This is a genomic window from Xanthomonas sp. WCS2018Noco2-27 (genome assembly GCF_031843525.1).
Taxonomy (GTDB): domain Bacteria; phylum Pseudomonadota; class Gammaproteobacteria; order Xanthomonadales; family Xanthomonadaceae; genus Xanthomonas.
In genome coordinates this window covers 70,242-85,405 of sequence record NZ_JAVTIK010000016.1, presented here as the reverse complement: position 1 = coordinate 85,405, position 15,164 = coordinate 70,242, and the positions used below count along the sequence as shown (strand labels likewise).

Annotated in this window: 12 protein-coding genes and 2 other RNA genes; 9 read left to right on the top strand and 5 right to left on the bottom strand. The window is 65.7% G+C overall.

Going from position 1 to position 15,164, the window contains the following annotated elements:
• Positions 1 to 51 precede the first annotated feature (51 nt).
• Positions 52 to 144, top strand: a non-coding RNA gene (locus RQH86_RS19820) — sX9 sRNA.
• A 502-nt stretch (positions 145 to 646) separates the two neighbouring features.
• On the opposite strand, the gene RQH86_RS19815 is transcribed toward RQH86_RS19820, so the two are convergent.
• The 4 genes from RQH86_RS19815 to RQH86_RS19800 all read right to left on the bottom strand — a co-directional run bounded on the left by RQH86_RS19815 (position 647) and on the right by RQH86_RS19800 (position 5,730).
• Positions 647 to 1,375, bottom strand: coding sequence for a UTRA domain-containing protein (locus RQH86_RS19815; protein WP_115514459.1), 729 nt, complete (start codon positions 1,373 to 1,375; stop codon positions 647 to 649).
• A gap of 105 nt (positions 1,376 to 1,480) precedes the next feature.
• Positions 1,481 to 2,056, bottom strand: a complete 576-nt coding sequence (gene pnuC / locus RQH86_RS19810) for a nicotinamide riboside transporter PnuC (protein ID WP_311239518.1) — start codon at positions 2,054 to 2,056, stop codon at positions 1,481 to 1,483.
• A gap of 297 nt (positions 2,057 to 2,353) precedes the next feature.
• Positions 2,354 to 4,525 carry a TonB-dependent receptor gene (locus RQH86_RS19805; protein ID WP_311239517.1) on the bottom strand — a complete coding sequence of 724 codons (2,172 nt, stop codon included), beginning with the start codon at positions 4,523 to 4,525 and terminating at the stop codon, positions 2,354 to 2,356.
• Positions 4,526 to 4,572: 47 nt separating this feature from the next.
• On the bottom strand, positions 4,573 to 5,730 hold the full coding sequence (locus RQH86_RS19800) for an aminoglycoside phosphotransferase family protein (protein WP_311239516.1): 1,158 nt from the start codon (positions 5,728 to 5,730) through the stop codon (positions 4,573 to 4,575).
• Positions 5,731 to 6,085: 355 nt separating this feature from the next.
• Here RQH86_RS19800 and RQH86_RS19795 point away from each other — a divergent pair, with 355 nt between their 5' ends.
• The 5 genes from RQH86_RS19795 to RQH86_RS19775 all read left to right on the top strand — a co-directional run bounded on the left by RQH86_RS19795 (position 6,086) and on the right by RQH86_RS19775 (position 12,301).
• The gene (locus RQH86_RS19795) at positions 6,086 to 6,925 is read left to right on the top strand and encodes a glycosyltransferase family 2 protein (protein ID WP_115512548.1); all 840 of its coding nucleotides are present in this window, start codon (positions 6,086 to 6,088) and stop codon (positions 6,923 to 6,925) included.
• A gap of 131 nt (positions 6,926 to 7,056) precedes the next feature.
• Positions 7,057 to 8,088, top strand: a complete 1,032-nt coding sequence (locus RQH86_RS19790; RefSeq protein WP_311239515.1) for a hypothetical protein — start codon at positions 7,057 to 7,059, stop codon at positions 8,086 to 8,088.
• Between the two features lie 13 nt (positions 8,089 to 8,101).
• Positions 8,102 to 10,009, top strand: coding sequence for a glycosyltransferase family 2 protein (locus RQH86_RS19785; RefSeq protein ID WP_311239514.1), 1,908 nt, complete (start codon positions 8,102 to 8,104; stop codon positions 10,007 to 10,009).
• 46 nt (positions 10,010 to 10,055) lie between these two features.
• The gene (locus RQH86_RS19780; protein WP_311239524.1) at positions 10,056 to 11,351 is read left to right on the top strand and encodes a hypothetical protein; all 1,296 of its coding nucleotides are present in this window, start codon (positions 10,056 to 10,058) and stop codon (positions 11,349 to 11,351) included.
• Complete coding sequence (locus RQH86_RS19775; RefSeq protein ID WP_311239513.1) at positions 11,333 to 12,301, top strand: glycosidase-like protein; 969 nt, start codon at positions 11,333 to 11,335, stop codon at positions 12,299 to 12,301. Before RQH86_RS19780 ends, RQH86_RS19775 begins: the two co-directional genes overlap by 19 nt.
• Positions 12,302 to 12,452: 151 nt before the next feature.
• Here the strand turns inward: RQH86_RS19775 and RQH86_RS19770 are convergent.
• A non-coding RNA gene (locus RQH86_RS19770) (sX9 sRNA) lies at positions 12,453 to 12,529 on the bottom strand.
• 270 nt (positions 12,530 to 12,799) lie between these two features.
• Between RQH86_RS19770 and pncB the strand changes: the two genes are divergently transcribed.
• The 3 genes from pncB to RQH86_RS19755 all read left to right on the top strand — a co-directional run bounded on the left by pncB (position 12,800) and on the right by RQH86_RS19755 (position 15,154).
• Entirely contained in the window at positions 12,800 to 13,981 is a 1,182-nt protein-coding gene (gene pncB / locus RQH86_RS19765) for a nicotinate phosphoribosyltransferase (protein WP_311239512.1), read from the top strand.
• Between the two features lie 191 nt (positions 13,982 to 14,172).
• Positions 14,173 to 14,628: a hypothetical protein gene (locus RQH86_RS19760; protein WP_115527079.1), complete on the top strand. Its 456-nt coding sequence runs from the start codon at positions 14,173 to 14,175 to the stop codon at positions 14,626 to 14,628.
• 28 nt (positions 14,629 to 14,656) lie between these two features.
• Positions 14,657 to 15,154, top strand: a complete 498-nt coding sequence (locus RQH86_RS19755) for a hypothetical protein (protein WP_311239511.1) — start codon at positions 14,657 to 14,659, stop codon at positions 15,152 to 15,154.
• Positions 15,155 to 15,164: the final 10 nt, after the last annotated feature.

The window sequence follows — 15,164 nt, the reverse complement described above, 5'->3', positions numbered from 1 at the left end:
CGAAATTGGCATGCTCATCGCTAGGCGGGCGCAGCCGGTGTTCGGTGCGGCATGTAGCCCTCTTACAGTGCGGTTCCTTGAGCGCTGTCCCTTGCAAGCTGACGACTGCTCGCCGTGCGCTGAAGTGCAGGGGTGTTGTCAGCCGCATCCTGGTGGATGCCGTCGGAAGTTCAGGTCAAACGCATCGGAAGTCTGGATCAAACGCTGAGTGGGTCGAGTGCGCGGTGCGCTCGCCGCTCGCGGGACACGCCGTGAATCCGTCCGTGGACGCTCGGTGGCGGCATCCATGCCGCCACACGGTCCCGCAAGCGGCGAGGACACCGCACCAGGACGTTGGTCGGTAGCTGCGTGAAAGAGCTTGTCGTCTCGCGAGTCGCAGTGGCCTGCTGATGCGGATCGCACACACATATGAGTTAGCAAAGTAGAAACACATCATGCATTGCTTGCACCATGCACACCGACCATCTCGACTGGTCCTTGCCCGCTCACCGTCGCGGGACCTTACGCGGCATGGATGCTGCGTAAGCGCTTACAAGGACGTCCTTGCAGCGTGTCCCGCGAGGGTGGGCGGGCAAGGGGCCTGCAGCCAGTCAGCAGATCAGCCGGCCTGCAGTAGACCGGCGTGACGTAGTTTTGTTAGCACCTCTTAAGAAGCCGACCGCATCGGCGCATCGGTGCGCACCACCACGTCCAGTGCGTCGTGACGCCAGGATTCGATATCCAGCTCCACCGCGCGGCCGTCTTCGGCAAAGCTGATCCGCTGCAGGCGGAAACACGGCGTGCCGGTGGTGGACTGCAGCAGGATCGCCTGGGTGGCATCCAGGCCGGCCGGATGCATCGACACCTGTGCGCGGCTCAGGAACAGCCCCAACTTTTGGTTGAACACGCTCGACAGCGAGCCGGCCATGTCGTGTTCGAGCAGGCCCGGTGCCCACGCTGCCAGCACGACGTTGGTTTCCAGCAGCACGGCGCGGCGGTCGATCCAGCGTCGGCGTTGCAGCACGAAGACGTCTTCATACGGCGTGTCCAGTCGCAATGCCGCTGCAAACGCGGCGCCCGCAGCCTGGCGGGTGGCGCTCAACAACTCTGTGCGTGGCTTGCGCCCTTGCGCGGCCACGTACTGCATGAAGCCGGCGATGCTGGTGGGGTCGTAGCGCACGCGTGGTGCGCTGACGAACCAGCCACGGCGGTTTTCGCGGTAGATGCGGCCTTCGGCTTCAAGGTGCTGCAAGGCTTCGCGCAGGGTGATGCGGGTGCAGTCGAAGCGTTCGGCAAGCGCGCGCTCCACCGGCAGGCGCTGGTCCGGGCCCCATTCGCCGGCGGCAATCTGCGCGGCGATGATTTCGGTGATGGCGTGCTGGCGCGACGCAGTCATGCGGCGCACCGCCAATCGGAGATGCGGGCCATGGGCGAGACAATGAGAGGAAGATCGTGCATGCCGCGATGGTAAAGAAGAACGCGCACGCAAACTGCGCCGGGCTTAGTGTGGCGTTGTCAGGTTCCGGTTCTGTTGGGTTTTCCAGCTGCGCCATCCGTAGATCGCCAACGCCACGAAGCCGGCGTAGAGCAGGGCAGTGGGATACAACTCCTTGCTGACGAATACGCCGACGTAAATGCAATCGAGCACGATCCACAGCACCCAGTTAGCGAGACGCTTGCGCGCGGCCCATACGCTGGCGACCAGGCTGAAGCTGGCCAGCGCCGCGTCCAGCCATGGGAGTGCGGCATCGGTGCGGTGATGCATGTAAGCGCCCAGCGCAGCAGCGAATGCAGCGCCGACAGAGAGTGAGAGCCACAGTTCACGCTCCGGCATCGGCAAGGGGCGGATGCGGGCGTCCACGCTGTTGCCGCGTTGCCACTGCCACCACCCGTAGAGTTGGGTCAGCACATACACGCCTTGCAGCAGCATGTCCGAGTACAGCTTCCACTGATAGAACAGCCACGCATACAGCGCGACCGCCACGATGCCGACCGGCCAGCACCAGCGGATGCGCTGTGCGGTCAGCCACACGCCCAGCAGGTTGATCACAACGGCGATGGATTCGAGCAAGGACATGCAAGGCCTGATGGAAAGTGGAGAGCGGTGGGGGAGGCGCAACCGGTGCAAAACAGTGGTGCAGTCGGAAGTGGATGCTGCGCGGTGCCCCGTACCTAAGTGCACTGCAAGCGCGGCAGCGCCCGCACCGCTGAGCCCCTGCCTTCAGCTGGTGCCTGCGGCCTTCAGTCAGTGCCTGAAACACGCACAAGCACAGGTAATTTCGCTCCGACGTCCTTCCCCCGCCTGCGGACGCTCCGACATCCTTCCCCCGCTTGCGGGGGAAGGTGCCCGAAGGGCGGATGGGGGTAGCAGACCTCAAAAATCCACCTGCACGCTCAGACGCGCAGTGCGCGGCGCACCCGGAAACAGATACGCATCGCCCTGATATTCGCCCGAATCGCGCCAGTAGCGTTTGTCGAACACGTTGTCCACGTTCAAACGCCAGGTGGTCGCCACGCCGCCCAGCGCGGTGGCGTAGCGCGCCCCCAGGTTGGCCACGGTGTATGCCGGCACGCTGGCATTGCCGAGCCGGTCGGCGAACTTGCGCCCGCTGTATTGCACGCCGGCTAGCACCGCCAGGCCATCGACGCCTTGCACGCTGTAGTCGGCCTGCACGCTGGCACGCAGCTTTGGCACATTGATCGCCTGATGGCCTTCGTATTCGGCAATGTCGGTCTCTTCTGCGCGTGCGCGGATGGCGGCGACACTGGCGAACAGCCGCAGTTGCTCGGTGGCCGCGCCGTCGGCCGACAGTTCCAGCCCACGGTTGTGCAGCCGGCCTTGTTGTACGAACAACAGACCTCCATCGGCCTGCGGTTGGGTGAATTGATACGCCTGGCGGATGTCGAACAGCGCCGCGCCCAGGCGCAGGCCATCCAGTTCGAGCTTGGCGCCGGTTTCCAGCTGGTAGGCCTTGGTTGGCGGCAGGATTTCATCGGCGTTGTCGGCAAACCACGGGGCCGTGCCACCGGCGGCAAGACTCTTGGCGTAGCTGGCATACAGCGACACGTTTTGCTGCGGCTTGAACAACAGCGCGGCCTGCGGCAACACCGCATCCTTGCGGGTGCGTCGTTCCAGCAGCCCGTCGCGGTCGAAGGCGCGCTCGTCCAAGCGGACAGCGCGTGCGCCGAGCGACAGTTCCCACAGGGCACCCAGGCCGATGCGGTCGGTCAGCACCAACGCGCGTTGGCGGCTATCCAGGCGGCGTTGCTTGGGGTCCAGCGCCACATCGGTCTGTGCGAAAACCTCCGGGTCGCGATCGATACTGCCGCTGCCGATGAATTCGTTGACCGAGCCAAAGCGGTCGATGGTGCGGCGTAGCCAGTCGCCGCCGATGCTCAGATGATGCTCCAGCGCGCCGGTGACCACATGGCCTTCGAGGGTGGCGCGCAATTGATCGTGCACGCGGGTGTCGTCGGGGCTGCGGTAGTCGTAAACGTCGTACTCGCCTTGCGCACTGAAGAAGTTGGGCGTGAAGATCTCGGCACAGCTCGCGGCGCCATAGCAGCCCCAGGCGAATGTGGAGAAATCGTTGATCACCGCGCGGCTGCGCGAGGCCTCGACAGTAGCGCGCCAGTCGTCGTTGAACTGATACGCATAGCGCAGCTGCGCGTTGAGCGAATCCATCTCCACCGGCCGCCCCCACGGCTGGTAACCGAGCAGGCGGTGCACATCGATGTCGCGCGGCACCTGCGTGCCATCGAGCAATTGGTAGCCGGGCGCCGAGCGCTGTTGCCGATGCTGATACTCCACATCCAGCTGCAACAACGATTGCGCGGTGATCTTCCAGTCACCGGCCAGCGACAGAAAATTGCGGTAACCATCGGCGTGATCGACATAGCTGTTGATGTCTTCGCGCGCGGCATTCACGCGCAGGCCCAGCGTGCGCTCGGCGCCGAACCAGTCGCCCCAATCGGCGGCGACATAGCGCGAGCCCTGCTCGTCGGTGCCCAGGGTCACGCTGCGCACATGCTCGGGGCGTTTGGTGCGGTAGTCGATCAACCCGGCCGGTTCGTTGATGCCCGACTGCAGCCCGGTCAGGCCCTTGACAATCTGCACCTGCTGCTTGTTTTCCAGCGCAATCGACTGCTCGCCCACCGCGCTCAGCCCGTTGATGCGATAGCTGTTGGCGGCATTGAGCGAATAGCCGCGCACCACGAAGTTTTCGTAATAGCCGATCGGTGCATACGCATCGCCGGCAGAGGCATCGGCGCGCAATACCTCGCTAAGCACGCGCGCCTGGCGATCGAGCAATTGCTGGCGCTCGATCACCGCGATGGAGGCCGGCGCATCGAGCAGGGGCGTTGCGCCGAAGCCGGTCAGCGCCGTGCTGCTATCGCTGCGCTCGCCCAGCACATTGACCGTATCCAGCTGCACCGCGGACTCGCCGGGTTGCTGCTGTTGCGCCAATGCAGGGGCGGCCAGGCTCAGCGCCAGGGCGAGCGTCAGCGGGCGATGGGGACGTGCGGCTAACGACAGACGGGACATGCAAGCAACTCGTAAAGAAGGGAAGAGGAAAGACACGGTGTTGCCGCTCATCGCAGCAGGGCTGCGCGCGCATGCAGATGCGCCAGCAGCGCTTGACCATCGGTGCTGGCAAACCAGTCCGCATGACCCAACAGATAGCGGTGATAGGCGATGTCCACGTTGTCGGGCGAACGCGTGATGCCGGCGAAGTACTCGATCTCGCTCAAGGCGAAATCGGCATGCACGATCGGCAACAGGGCGGCCAGGCAGCGCAGTTGTGTGGCGTTGATTGGGCGATGCAGCGCATAGCCATCCAGCAAGGCATCGAGTTGTTGCAGGTCCGCTGGCGCACGCGCGCCGGTATCCAGCTGCAGCCACGGGATCAGGTTGCGTTCGATGGCGGTGGCCAGATCGAACAATGCGCTGCTGCGATCGCTCAATCCGAAGTCGAAGATCGCGCTGACGTCGGTGTCGTCGTGATCGGTGTTCCAGAGCAGATTGGACGCATGCCAGTCGCCATGCGTCCACAGCGGCGGCATCGCACCTGGCGCAGACAGCAATGGCCAGGCGCGCGCATGCCAGGGCAGCACGTGGGTGGCCAGATCGTGCTGCCAGGAAAACTCCTTCAACGCTGCGGCCAGATGCGGTCGCGCGGGTAACGCGCGCTGCAGCGCCTGCACCGGGTCTTGCTGTGCAAACAGCCGTAGATTGGCGACCAGCACCGTGGTGGAGCGCGGTGGTGCATCGAAGCCCTGCGCGGCGTGATGCAGCCGCGCGAGCGCAGCCCCTGCGGCCTGCGCATGCGCAACGTTGCTAAACGGTGTCCACGACAAGGCATCGCGATACAGGTCGCGCCCCGCGCCGACGCGTTGCACCTCGTAGACCCACTGGTCCTGCGCGAGTGCGGTCTGGCCGTCAGCCGCGTACAGCACCTCCACCACCGGCGCGCCGGCCCAGCGCAGATGGGCCATGAAGCTATGTTCTTCGCGCAAGGCAGCGACACTGCGCACGCTGCGGTGATGGCGCTTGACGATCACCGGGCCGGACGCGGTCTGCACGCAGGCGGCGGCGGAGAACGGACGCGCGCTGTGCCAGTGCACGCCGTGGTCAGACCCGAGCCCGGAGAACCGCTGCAGCACGTGGCGGATTTCATCCACGGTCAGTGCCGGCCAGTCGGGCAGCGCCAACTCCAGGCTCATGCCATGGACCTGATGCGTCGCGCTCATGCGCACACCCTCTGCAGACATGCCGAGGAGAGGATGAGTGGTATAGACCAATTGCGCGCAGCCGATTCAACGGGGCCGGCACGCAGGCCGGTAACAACACAGACGGCGCTGCCGGGCCGTCGTTGTCGCGCTGGCGCCATCAGGCGGTCGCGCGACATGGAGTGGAAGGGCAGCGCGAAACCGAAAGGTCGCTGGCCGTCATCTCAAGAATCAAGTGTGGGAGTGCCGCAGGCGGCGCCGACTTAGGCCGCGTGGCGGCCGTCGGGCGCGCAGTATGCCCCGTGCCGCCGTCGGCCGCCATGCCGGGCCGTCGCTGCGATGGCGCTGCGTGGTCCCGGCACCGGATAATGGCCGGATGACTCCAGTCCAGATCGCCGCCGTCGTCGTCACCTATCAGAGCAGCAGCACCATCGATGCCTGCCTGTCGCGGCTGCGTGCGGCCGATGGCATCAGCGAGATCCGGGTGGTCGACAACGCGTCCAGCGACGACACCCTGGACGTGGTGCAACGGCATGCGCTGGCCGATGCCCGGGTGCACTTCATCGCCAACCCGGACAACCCCGGCTTTGCTACTGCCTGCAATCAGGGCGCGCGCGACTCGCAGGCGCCCTGGCTGGTCTTCATCAACCCGGATCTGATGGTCGAAGCCGACACCCTGGTGCAGCTGTGCGCGCGCGCCACCGGGCATGCCGCAGTGCTGCTTGGGGTGGAGCAGGTGGACGAGCAGGGCCGGCCGGATGCGGCCGTGCGCCGCCGCGACCCGGACTTTGCCGCGATGCTGCGCGCCCCGCGTGCCGCTGCCCAGCTGGCGGTGCCCGCCAATCCGTCGGTTGCCCTGCAGCCGGTGGATGCGATCTCCGGTGCCTTGATGCTGATGCAGCGCAGCCTGTTCGATCGGCTGGACGGCTGGGACGGCAGGTATCGCCTGCACGCCGAGGACCTGGATCTGTGCCGGCGTGCCCGCCAGGCCGGCGCGCTGGTGGCGGTGGCCAACGATCTGCAAGTGGTGCACGTGCGCGGTGTGTCCAGCCGCTCGCGCCCGTTCTTCGTGGAATGGCACAAGCATCGCGGGTTGTGGCGCTATTTCCGCAAGTTCGAGGCCGGCCAGCGCGGGCCGTTGACCCAGCTCGGGGTATGGCTGGCGATCTGGACCCATGCAGCTGCCCAGGTGCCGCGATTGTTGCGTCGGAAATAGTGGTCGCTAGTGTTAAATTAGTGATAAATCCGTGATGTGGAACTGTCCGGAACTGTGATACGTTTCGCAGCGAAGTGTGACCTAGCCCGTGCTTCCTGTCCCTAACGGGTCCCCCATCAGGAATCGTACAAATGTCTTTACAGAACGACCCGCGCTCGCGGGTACGTCCGTCGTGCCTTACCTCCGTGCAGTCCAGCCCGGTTGCCACATCGTCTACCCCGTCCAGTAACGCCCGCCGCACGCCGGTGGCCGCGCTGTCTGCGCTCGCCTTGAGTTGCGCGCTGGCTGCGTTGCCGGGTAGCGCCATTGCCGGTGCCTGGACCCAGCCGCAGGGCGATACGTTAGTGATCGTCAAGGCACTGCATAGCGATGGCCGTGGCTGGTTCGACGACAGTCACCACCGCACGACCTTTGGCGATGGCCAGCAATTCGATGGCAACGGCCGCAGTCGCCAGGACCAGCTCAACGTCTATGTCGAGCATGGTGTGACTGACACGCTCAGCGTCATCGGTAATTTCTATTTCACCGACGTCGGTTTCAGCAATTACGGCGGAACTGGCCGTACGCGGACTAGTACGACCGGTTTTGCCGATCAGGAAATCGGGCTGCGTTATGCCCTGCCGAGTGCTGCTGACGATGTCTGGCGGAGTTCGGTGCAGGCGCTGGTCAGCATTCCGGCTTATGGACGTAGCAAGACCTTCCATCCAAATAATCCCGATGCAAACTCCGATCCCGCGCTCGGCCTGGGCGACTACGGCCTGGAGCTGCGTTATAGCCGTGGGCGTGGTTACACGCTGGGCGGCCGCAACGGGTATGTCGATCTGGGCGGCGCGGTGCGCTTGCGCGGCAGTGCCGCCTCCGACGAAGTACGGGTGGATGCGTCCACTGGTCTGAGCCTGACCCCGAGCTGGCTACTGCTGGGCGAGCTCAATGTGATCCAGGGCCTGGGCAACGGACGTAGCAACTTTGATGTCCCCGGCTCTGCTGGCGGCGTTGGCTTCGTCGCCACCGGCACCAACTACGACCTCACCAAGCTGCAGCTGTCGACGCTGTACACCGCGCCGGGCGGCAGCCAGTGGCAGCTGGGTTACCAGCAGCCGGTGATGGGCCGCAACACCGGTGCCGCAGGCGGGCCGTTCGTGGCCGCCTGGTGGCGTTTCTAAGGACGCCACGACAATGACGGTCACCTGCGAAATGGAGGCGCTGGGACGGGCGCCGGACATCGGCCGCGAACGCGGTCTGTTGGGTCGTGCGTTGGTGACGGCAGGCGTCATCACCGACGAACAGCTGCGCTCGGCGCTGGCGTTGCAGCAGCGCTGGAACTCGCGCCTGGGCGATGTGATCCTGGCCCAGCGCGGCGTGCCGGCGCAGCGCTTCTACGCCATCGTTGCCGCGCACTTCGGGCTGGAGTTCATCGATCTGGTGCAGCAGCCGCCGGACGCCGAGCTGCTCACCGCCGCCGACCTGGACAGCTATGCGCAGCGTTTGTTGCTGCCGTGGCGTCGCGAGGACGGTGTGCTGGTGCTGGCGGTGGCCGACCCCGACCCGGCGGTGTTTGCCTGGGCGCGCGCGCACTACGGCGAAGACGTGCGCTTTGTCGGCACCGCCAAGTTCGACGTGATCTGGAGCCTGCAGCGCTACGCCGACGAGCAGCTCACCGACAACGCCTTGAACCTGCTCGCCTCGCACGCACCGACCTACTCGGCGCGCCAGGTGGTCACGCGCGGGCAGAAGTTCACCTTGTGGGCGATCGCGGCGGTGTTGCTGATCGCGATGGTGTTGTTCCCGGTGCCTGCGCTGATCACCGTCAACGTGCTGGTGGCGCTCGGCTTTTTGGCGACGTTCGGTTTGAAGCTGTTGCTGGTGTGGTTCGGTTCGCGCCACCGCATCGACATCAAGGTCACCGAAGACGAAGTGGCCGCGCTGCGCGACGACGACCTGCCGGTCTATACCGTGCTGGTGCCGATGTACAAGGAACCGGAGGTGTTGCCGATCCTGGCCAACGCGCTGCGCAAGCTGGATTACCCGATCAGCAAGCTCGACGTGAAGCTGGTGCTGGAAGCCGACGACTTCGAGACCATCGACGCGGCCAAGAAACTTGGTCTGGAAGCATTCTTCGAAATCATCCGGGTGCCGCCGTCGCAGCCCAAGACCAAGCCCAAGGCCTGTAACTACGCGCTGCATTTTGCGCGCGGCGAACTGCTCACCATCTACGACGCCGAAGACAAGCCCGAGCCGGATCAGCTCAAGCGCGTGGTGGCCGCCTTCCGCAAGGCGGAAAAGGATGTGGTGTGCATCCAGGCGCGGCTGAACTACTACAACGCCGACGAAAACTGGCTGACGCGGATGTTCACGCTGGAGTACACGCTCTGGTTCGACTTCTACCTGCCGGCGCTGGAATACCTGCGTATCCCGATTCCGCTGGGCGGCACCTCCAATCACTTCCGTCTGGACGTGTTGCGCCAGGTGCGCGCGTGGGATCCGTACAACGTCACCGAAGACGCCGATTTGGGCGTGCGGCTGATCCAGAACGGCTACCGCGTCAACGTGGTCAATTCCACCACGTTCGAAGAGGCCAACGTCAGCATTCCCAACTGGATCCGGCAGCGCTCACGCTGGCTCAAGGGCTACATGCAGACCTGGCTGGTGCACATGCGCGATCCGGTGCATCTGTATCGCAGCACCGGGTTCAAGGGGTTCTGGGGCTTTCAGTTCTTTATCGGCGGCAATTTCTTCATCGCACTGGGTGTGCCGGTGATGTGGACGTTGTGCCTGGTCAGTGTGCTGAGCGGCGCGCGCGTGTTCGATGCCATCTTTCCGCCGTGGCTCGCCGCGGTCTCGATGGTCAATCTACTGCTGGCCAATGCGTTCTTCATCTACATCACGCTGGTGGCCGCGTTCAAACGCGACTACTTCAAGTTGGCGCCGTACGCGCTGACGGTGCCGTTTTACTGGGTGCTGCAATCGATCGCCGCCTACAAGGGTCTCTGGCAGCTGATCCACAATCCGTTCTATTGGGAGAAGACCACGCATGGCATCAGCAAGCATTCGGAAAACGAACGCCGCGCCGCACTCGAAGAGTGAGCCGGCAGCGCGTCGCGACAGTGGCTTGCCGGCGTTTCTGGTGGCCGTGGTGGCGCTGTCGCTGCTGAGCCAGCCGTTGTTGGTGCAGTCGATGGGCGGTGTTGCGCCGACCAGCGCGCCCGGCATCGGTGTGCCGGCCAGCGGCCTGCTGGCCTGGGCCGTCGATCTGGCGTTGCATCGTTGGGATCTGCCGTTTCAGGTGTGGCCGTTTTTGGCGGTGGCTGCCAACGCCTTGTTCCTGTCGCTGCTGTGGCGCGATCTGGCCGGCGTGTTCGGGCGTGGCTGGGCCAGCGGGCTGACCTTGCTGGTGGGCTGCAACCCGCTGTTCCTGCTGCCGATCGCTGCCGGCGGCAGCCAGGCGGTGGGCTTGCTGGCGTTCTACGGCTTGTGCCGCACGCTGCGCCGCCTGCAGGGGCCGGTGGAGGCCTTCACCTATCTGCGTATCGCCGGGTGGCTATGCATTTTGCTGTGCCTGGATCTGCAGACATTGGCGTTGTCGACCATGGTCGCGCCGTGGCTGCTGCTTGTGATGCCGCCGCAGATGCTGCGCAAGGCGCCGGGCTCGTTCTACCTGGTGTGCTATCTGCCGTTCGCGTTTCTGGTCGGCATGTGGGCCTACGTCAATCTGACCGTGTTCAATGCGCCGTGGCCGACCTTGTCGAGTATCTCGCAAGGGGCCAGTCCGTTGCCGTTGCCGCTGGCCGCACAGGCCGAAGGCTGGTTGCCTGCGGTGCGTTGGGGCGTGGCGGCGCTGGCCTGCTTCCCGGTATTGGCGTTGGTGATGCGTGCGCGTAACGGTGCGCTTGCGCGTGGCGTGGTGGCCAGCGTCGGCACGGTGATCTGCGCGGCCGCGCTGTCGTTTGCGTTCGGCTGGGCGGGCTTCGATGCCTTGTTGTTGCTGTGGGTGCCGGCAGCGCTGTTGCTGCGCGCCTTGCAGGCCGATCAGCGCAGCCAGGCAGCCGGATTGTTGCTGCTCGGCCTGATCGGCGCAGCCTGGGTGCAACCGCAGGGCTGGGGTAGCTGGATGCGTGCGGCGCCCGCCGATGCGCAGTCGCTACTGCAGGGCGAGGCGGTGGTCATGGCCGCACCGGTGTCGCTGCCGGTCGCGCGTGTGGCGACCCCTGCGGCGGCGGACACGCTGACGCCGTTGGTTGAGGCGGATGCCGCGATCAAGACGCACGTGCCCGCGCAGATGAGCGCCGCCGCCACGCCAGCCGGCGCTGCAACGGCCACTGCGTTGCAGCCGGACGTGAGTAACGCAGCGCTGCGTACCGGCACCTGCGTGCAGGGCACGGCAGCGTCGACCACCGAGGTGTCTGCCGCATGTGCAAACGCGTTCTAATCCTCGCAGCGTTGCTTGCCGTGTGCCTGCTGGCCAATGGATGCAATGCGGCCGTGCCGATGTGGATGGGTGCCAACGTCAAGGTCTCGGCCAATGCGCCGTGGGAAAGCGCTGCCGCTGCGCAGTCGCTGGATGCGTTGGCCGGGACCGGTGCGCGCAAGGCGCTGCTGGTGGCCTTCGTCTGGCAGGCAAACCCGCAATCGAACGACCCGGTGCTGGGTAGCGACAGCAGCCTGGAGGCCATGCGCGCTGCGCTGCGTCAGAGCCATCGGTCCGGTCTGCAGCCCACGCTCAAGGTACATGTGTGGGTGCCCGGGCACTGGGCCGGCGAGGTGGCGCCCGCCGACCAGGCAGCCTGGTTTGCCGCATATCAAAAGGCACTGCTGCCGCTGGCGCAGCTGGCCGAAGACGAACACGCCGAAGCGTTGGTGGTCGGCACCGAACTGCGCAAGCTGCAGGACGCGCAGCAATGGCCCGAGTTGGTCGCGGCGGTGCGCAAGGTCTATCGCGGCAAGCTGTTGTATGTGGCCGACGGGATGGAGCATGCAGAGACTTTCCGGTACTGGTCGCTGTTCGATGCGGTCGGCACCAGCCTGTATCCGCGTCTGTCCGACGCAGCTGGCGCGCGCGCTACCGAGATGAACGCCGCCGCGCAGCGCCTGCAGGACCTGGGGCAGCGCGTGGGCAAGCCAGTGTGGGTGGCCGAGTTGGGCCTGCGTTCGGCACGCGGCAGCCTGGCCGCGCCGTGGGAAAGCCCGGAGCAACGCACCGCCGCAGTCGATACCCGCCTGCAACTGCAGGTGCTGCAGCAGTGGCGAAAGGTGTTGCAGGCGCACGGCGTGGACGGCATCGCGCTGTGGTGCTGGTACACCGACCCCGCCGCCGGCGGCCCGGGCGACAGCGACTTCACCGTGCAGGGCAAGCCGGCGCAGCAGGTGCTGGCGCGTTGATGCGCTGACGCGCGGCCGTGCTCGGCGACAGGCCGGCGCGGCCTTTGTGTGGTCGCCCCAGCTTTAGCAGCTGCTCAGGGGGTGGATCTGCGATCTGCGAGCTGCAGTCTTGTGGATCTGAGTGGCGCCGCGGGTGCCTGCCACTAAGCGCTGCGCACAAAACGTAGCGAGCAGTCGTCAGGAGGGTGTGGACGGCGCGCTCAGAACCGGCGTGTGCATGCTGCGCCGAGCGCCGAGCGCCGAGCGCCGAGCACCGAGCACCGAGCACCAGCACCAGCACCAGCACCAGCCGCGCCTGCCTGGCGGTGAGCACCGTCCTTTTCTTAGCTGCTCAAAGTAACCGCGAGCCCCATGCGGCCCCGCAGACGCCCAGGGAAATTCGACAAGGCCCCCGCGCTGGAGCGTGCGCCCTTAACGCAGGGCGGGGAGTCGCGGCCGGCGGTCGGGTCATGCCCAATGCACGCGCGGCCACTGCCGCTGCGGGCATAATCCGGCGGCATGATCATCCATTCGTTGCTCGACACCGACCTGTACAAATTCACCATGATGCAGGCGGTGCTGCATCAGCATCCGGCCGCGCAGGTCGATTACCGCTTCAAGTGCCGCACGCCCGGCGTGGATCTGGCGCAGTTCATCGATGAGATTTCGCGCGAGATTGATGCGTTATGCCGGCTGCGCCTGCGCGAGGACGAGGTGGACTACCTGCGCAGCCTGCGCTTCATCAAGCCGGATTTCGCCGACTTTCTGGCGTTGTTCCATCTGGACCGCAAGTACGTACAGCTGTCGGCATCGAGCACCCACCCAGGTGAGATCGAGCTGACCATCCGCGGCCCGTGGCTGCACACCATCCTGTTTGAAGTGCCGTTGCTGGCGATCATCAACGAGGTGTGGTTCCGCAACACCTCCGAGCCGGATTTTGAAGAGGGCCGCAGCCGCCTGCGCGCCAAGGTGAGCAGCCTGCGCAACATGCCGGCCGGCTGCAAGATCGCCGACTACGGCACCCGTCGCCGCTACTCGCGGCACTGGCATGGCGAGCTGCTGCCGCTGCTGCGCGATGGCCTGGGCGAGCAGTTCGTGGGCACCAGCAACGTGTATTTCGCCAAGCACTACGGGCTGACCCCGCTGGGCACCATGGCGCACGAATACCTGCAGGCGTTCCAGGCGCTGGGGCCGCGGCTACGCGACAGCCAGGTCGCCGCGCTGGAATCGTGGGCGCGCGAATACCGTGGCGATCTGGGCATTGCGCTGTCGGACATCGTGGGGCTAGACGCGTTCTTGCGCGACTTCGATCTGTATTTCTGCAAGCTGTTCGACGGCATGCGCCACGACTCCGGCGACCCGTTCGAATGGGGCGAGCGGGTGATCGCGCACCTGGAAGCCCACCGCATCGATCCCAAGACCAAGGTGCTGGTCTTCAGTGACGGCCTCAACATCGACAAGGTGATGCGCCTGTACGCGCACTTTCACACCCGTTGCCGGCTGGCCTTCGGGGTGGGCACTAGCCTCACCAACGACCTGGGGCCGACGCCGCTGCAGATCGTCATCAAGATGGTCCGCTGCAACGACCAGCCGGTGGCCAAGCTCAGTGATTCGCCGGGCAAGAGCATGTGCGAAGACGCCGGCTACCTGCGTTACCTGCGCGACGTATTCGGTCTGCCGCCGATGCCCGAAGGGGCCTGACCAGCGGCGGCAATGACTGACGCAGGCCGGCATGAACTGCCGAAACGGGCGGCCTGCTGTCGGGGAATGCCCGGAAAAGTGAGATGCATCTCTCAATCGCTGGTTGGCAAACGTTAACATTGGCATCACGCTTGCATCACTTTTAGTGCAACCGTCGTATGTGACGTCCCTTTCCTTGCGAAGCCTGTTGAATGCCTGCACTCGACCCCTTGTCGCTGTACCGCACGCGGAGCTGCTCCCGGCAGTGGCTGGGCTTTGTGCGGGCGATGGCCGAGGAGTTCGGCGCCGAGCTGCCCGAGCACGACCTGGCCACCTTGATGGCCCGGATCGGCCGCCGCTTCGCGCGTGAGCACAGGCTGGCGTCCTGCGCCGCGCTGGACGAGGTGCAACAGGCCGCCAATGCGATCTGGGACAGCTGCGACTGGGGCCAGTGCGCAATGGACGAATACCCCGACCACGTGCAGATCCGGCACGGCGGTGCGCCGTTGAGCGTGGCGCTGGACGGGGCTGGCTGGAGCGATGGGTTCCTGCAAGGGGTCTACGAAGGATGGTTCCAGCAATTGGGGATGCTGGCAGGCCTGGCGGTGCAGACCGTGCCGGCCGATTCCGTCGATCTGCGCCTGTTTGTGTTGGCGCGGACGGCATGAGCATGTGCGATCGGGCAAGGGGAGTGTGATGGCACCGAAGAACACCAAGAACACGCCGGGACACGACGACGTATCGGGTCTGTTCGCGCGTTTGGGGACGCAGGCGAGCGAGGGTTATCACGATTTCGCCTACACCCAGCTGCCGCCGCGCAAGCCGGGCGTGGCGCCTGTCGAGGCGCCGGAAGCTGCGCAGACAGCGCCGGTTGCGACGGAGGCTGTGGTCGCGCCGGTACACGTGCCGACAGCGCGCTCGCCCGCAGTGTCGGCGGCAGTGGCACCGCTCGTGGCCCCGTCGTCGCCGGTGATGCAGGCAACGGCGCTTGCCGACCAGACGGTTGGCGTATCGCCCGGCGATGCGCTGGCACCGCTGCGCAAATTGCGGCAACGCGATGAGCCTGGCGCGCGCGGCCTGTCGTCGCTGGAGCGGCCGGCGCAGACGCCGTTGGAACAGCTGTTCCAGCGGTTGCTGCAGGCCGACGCGCGCACCTCTGCGCACAGCCCGCTGCAGCGCCTGCGCTCGCGTTGAGCGCTCCCTT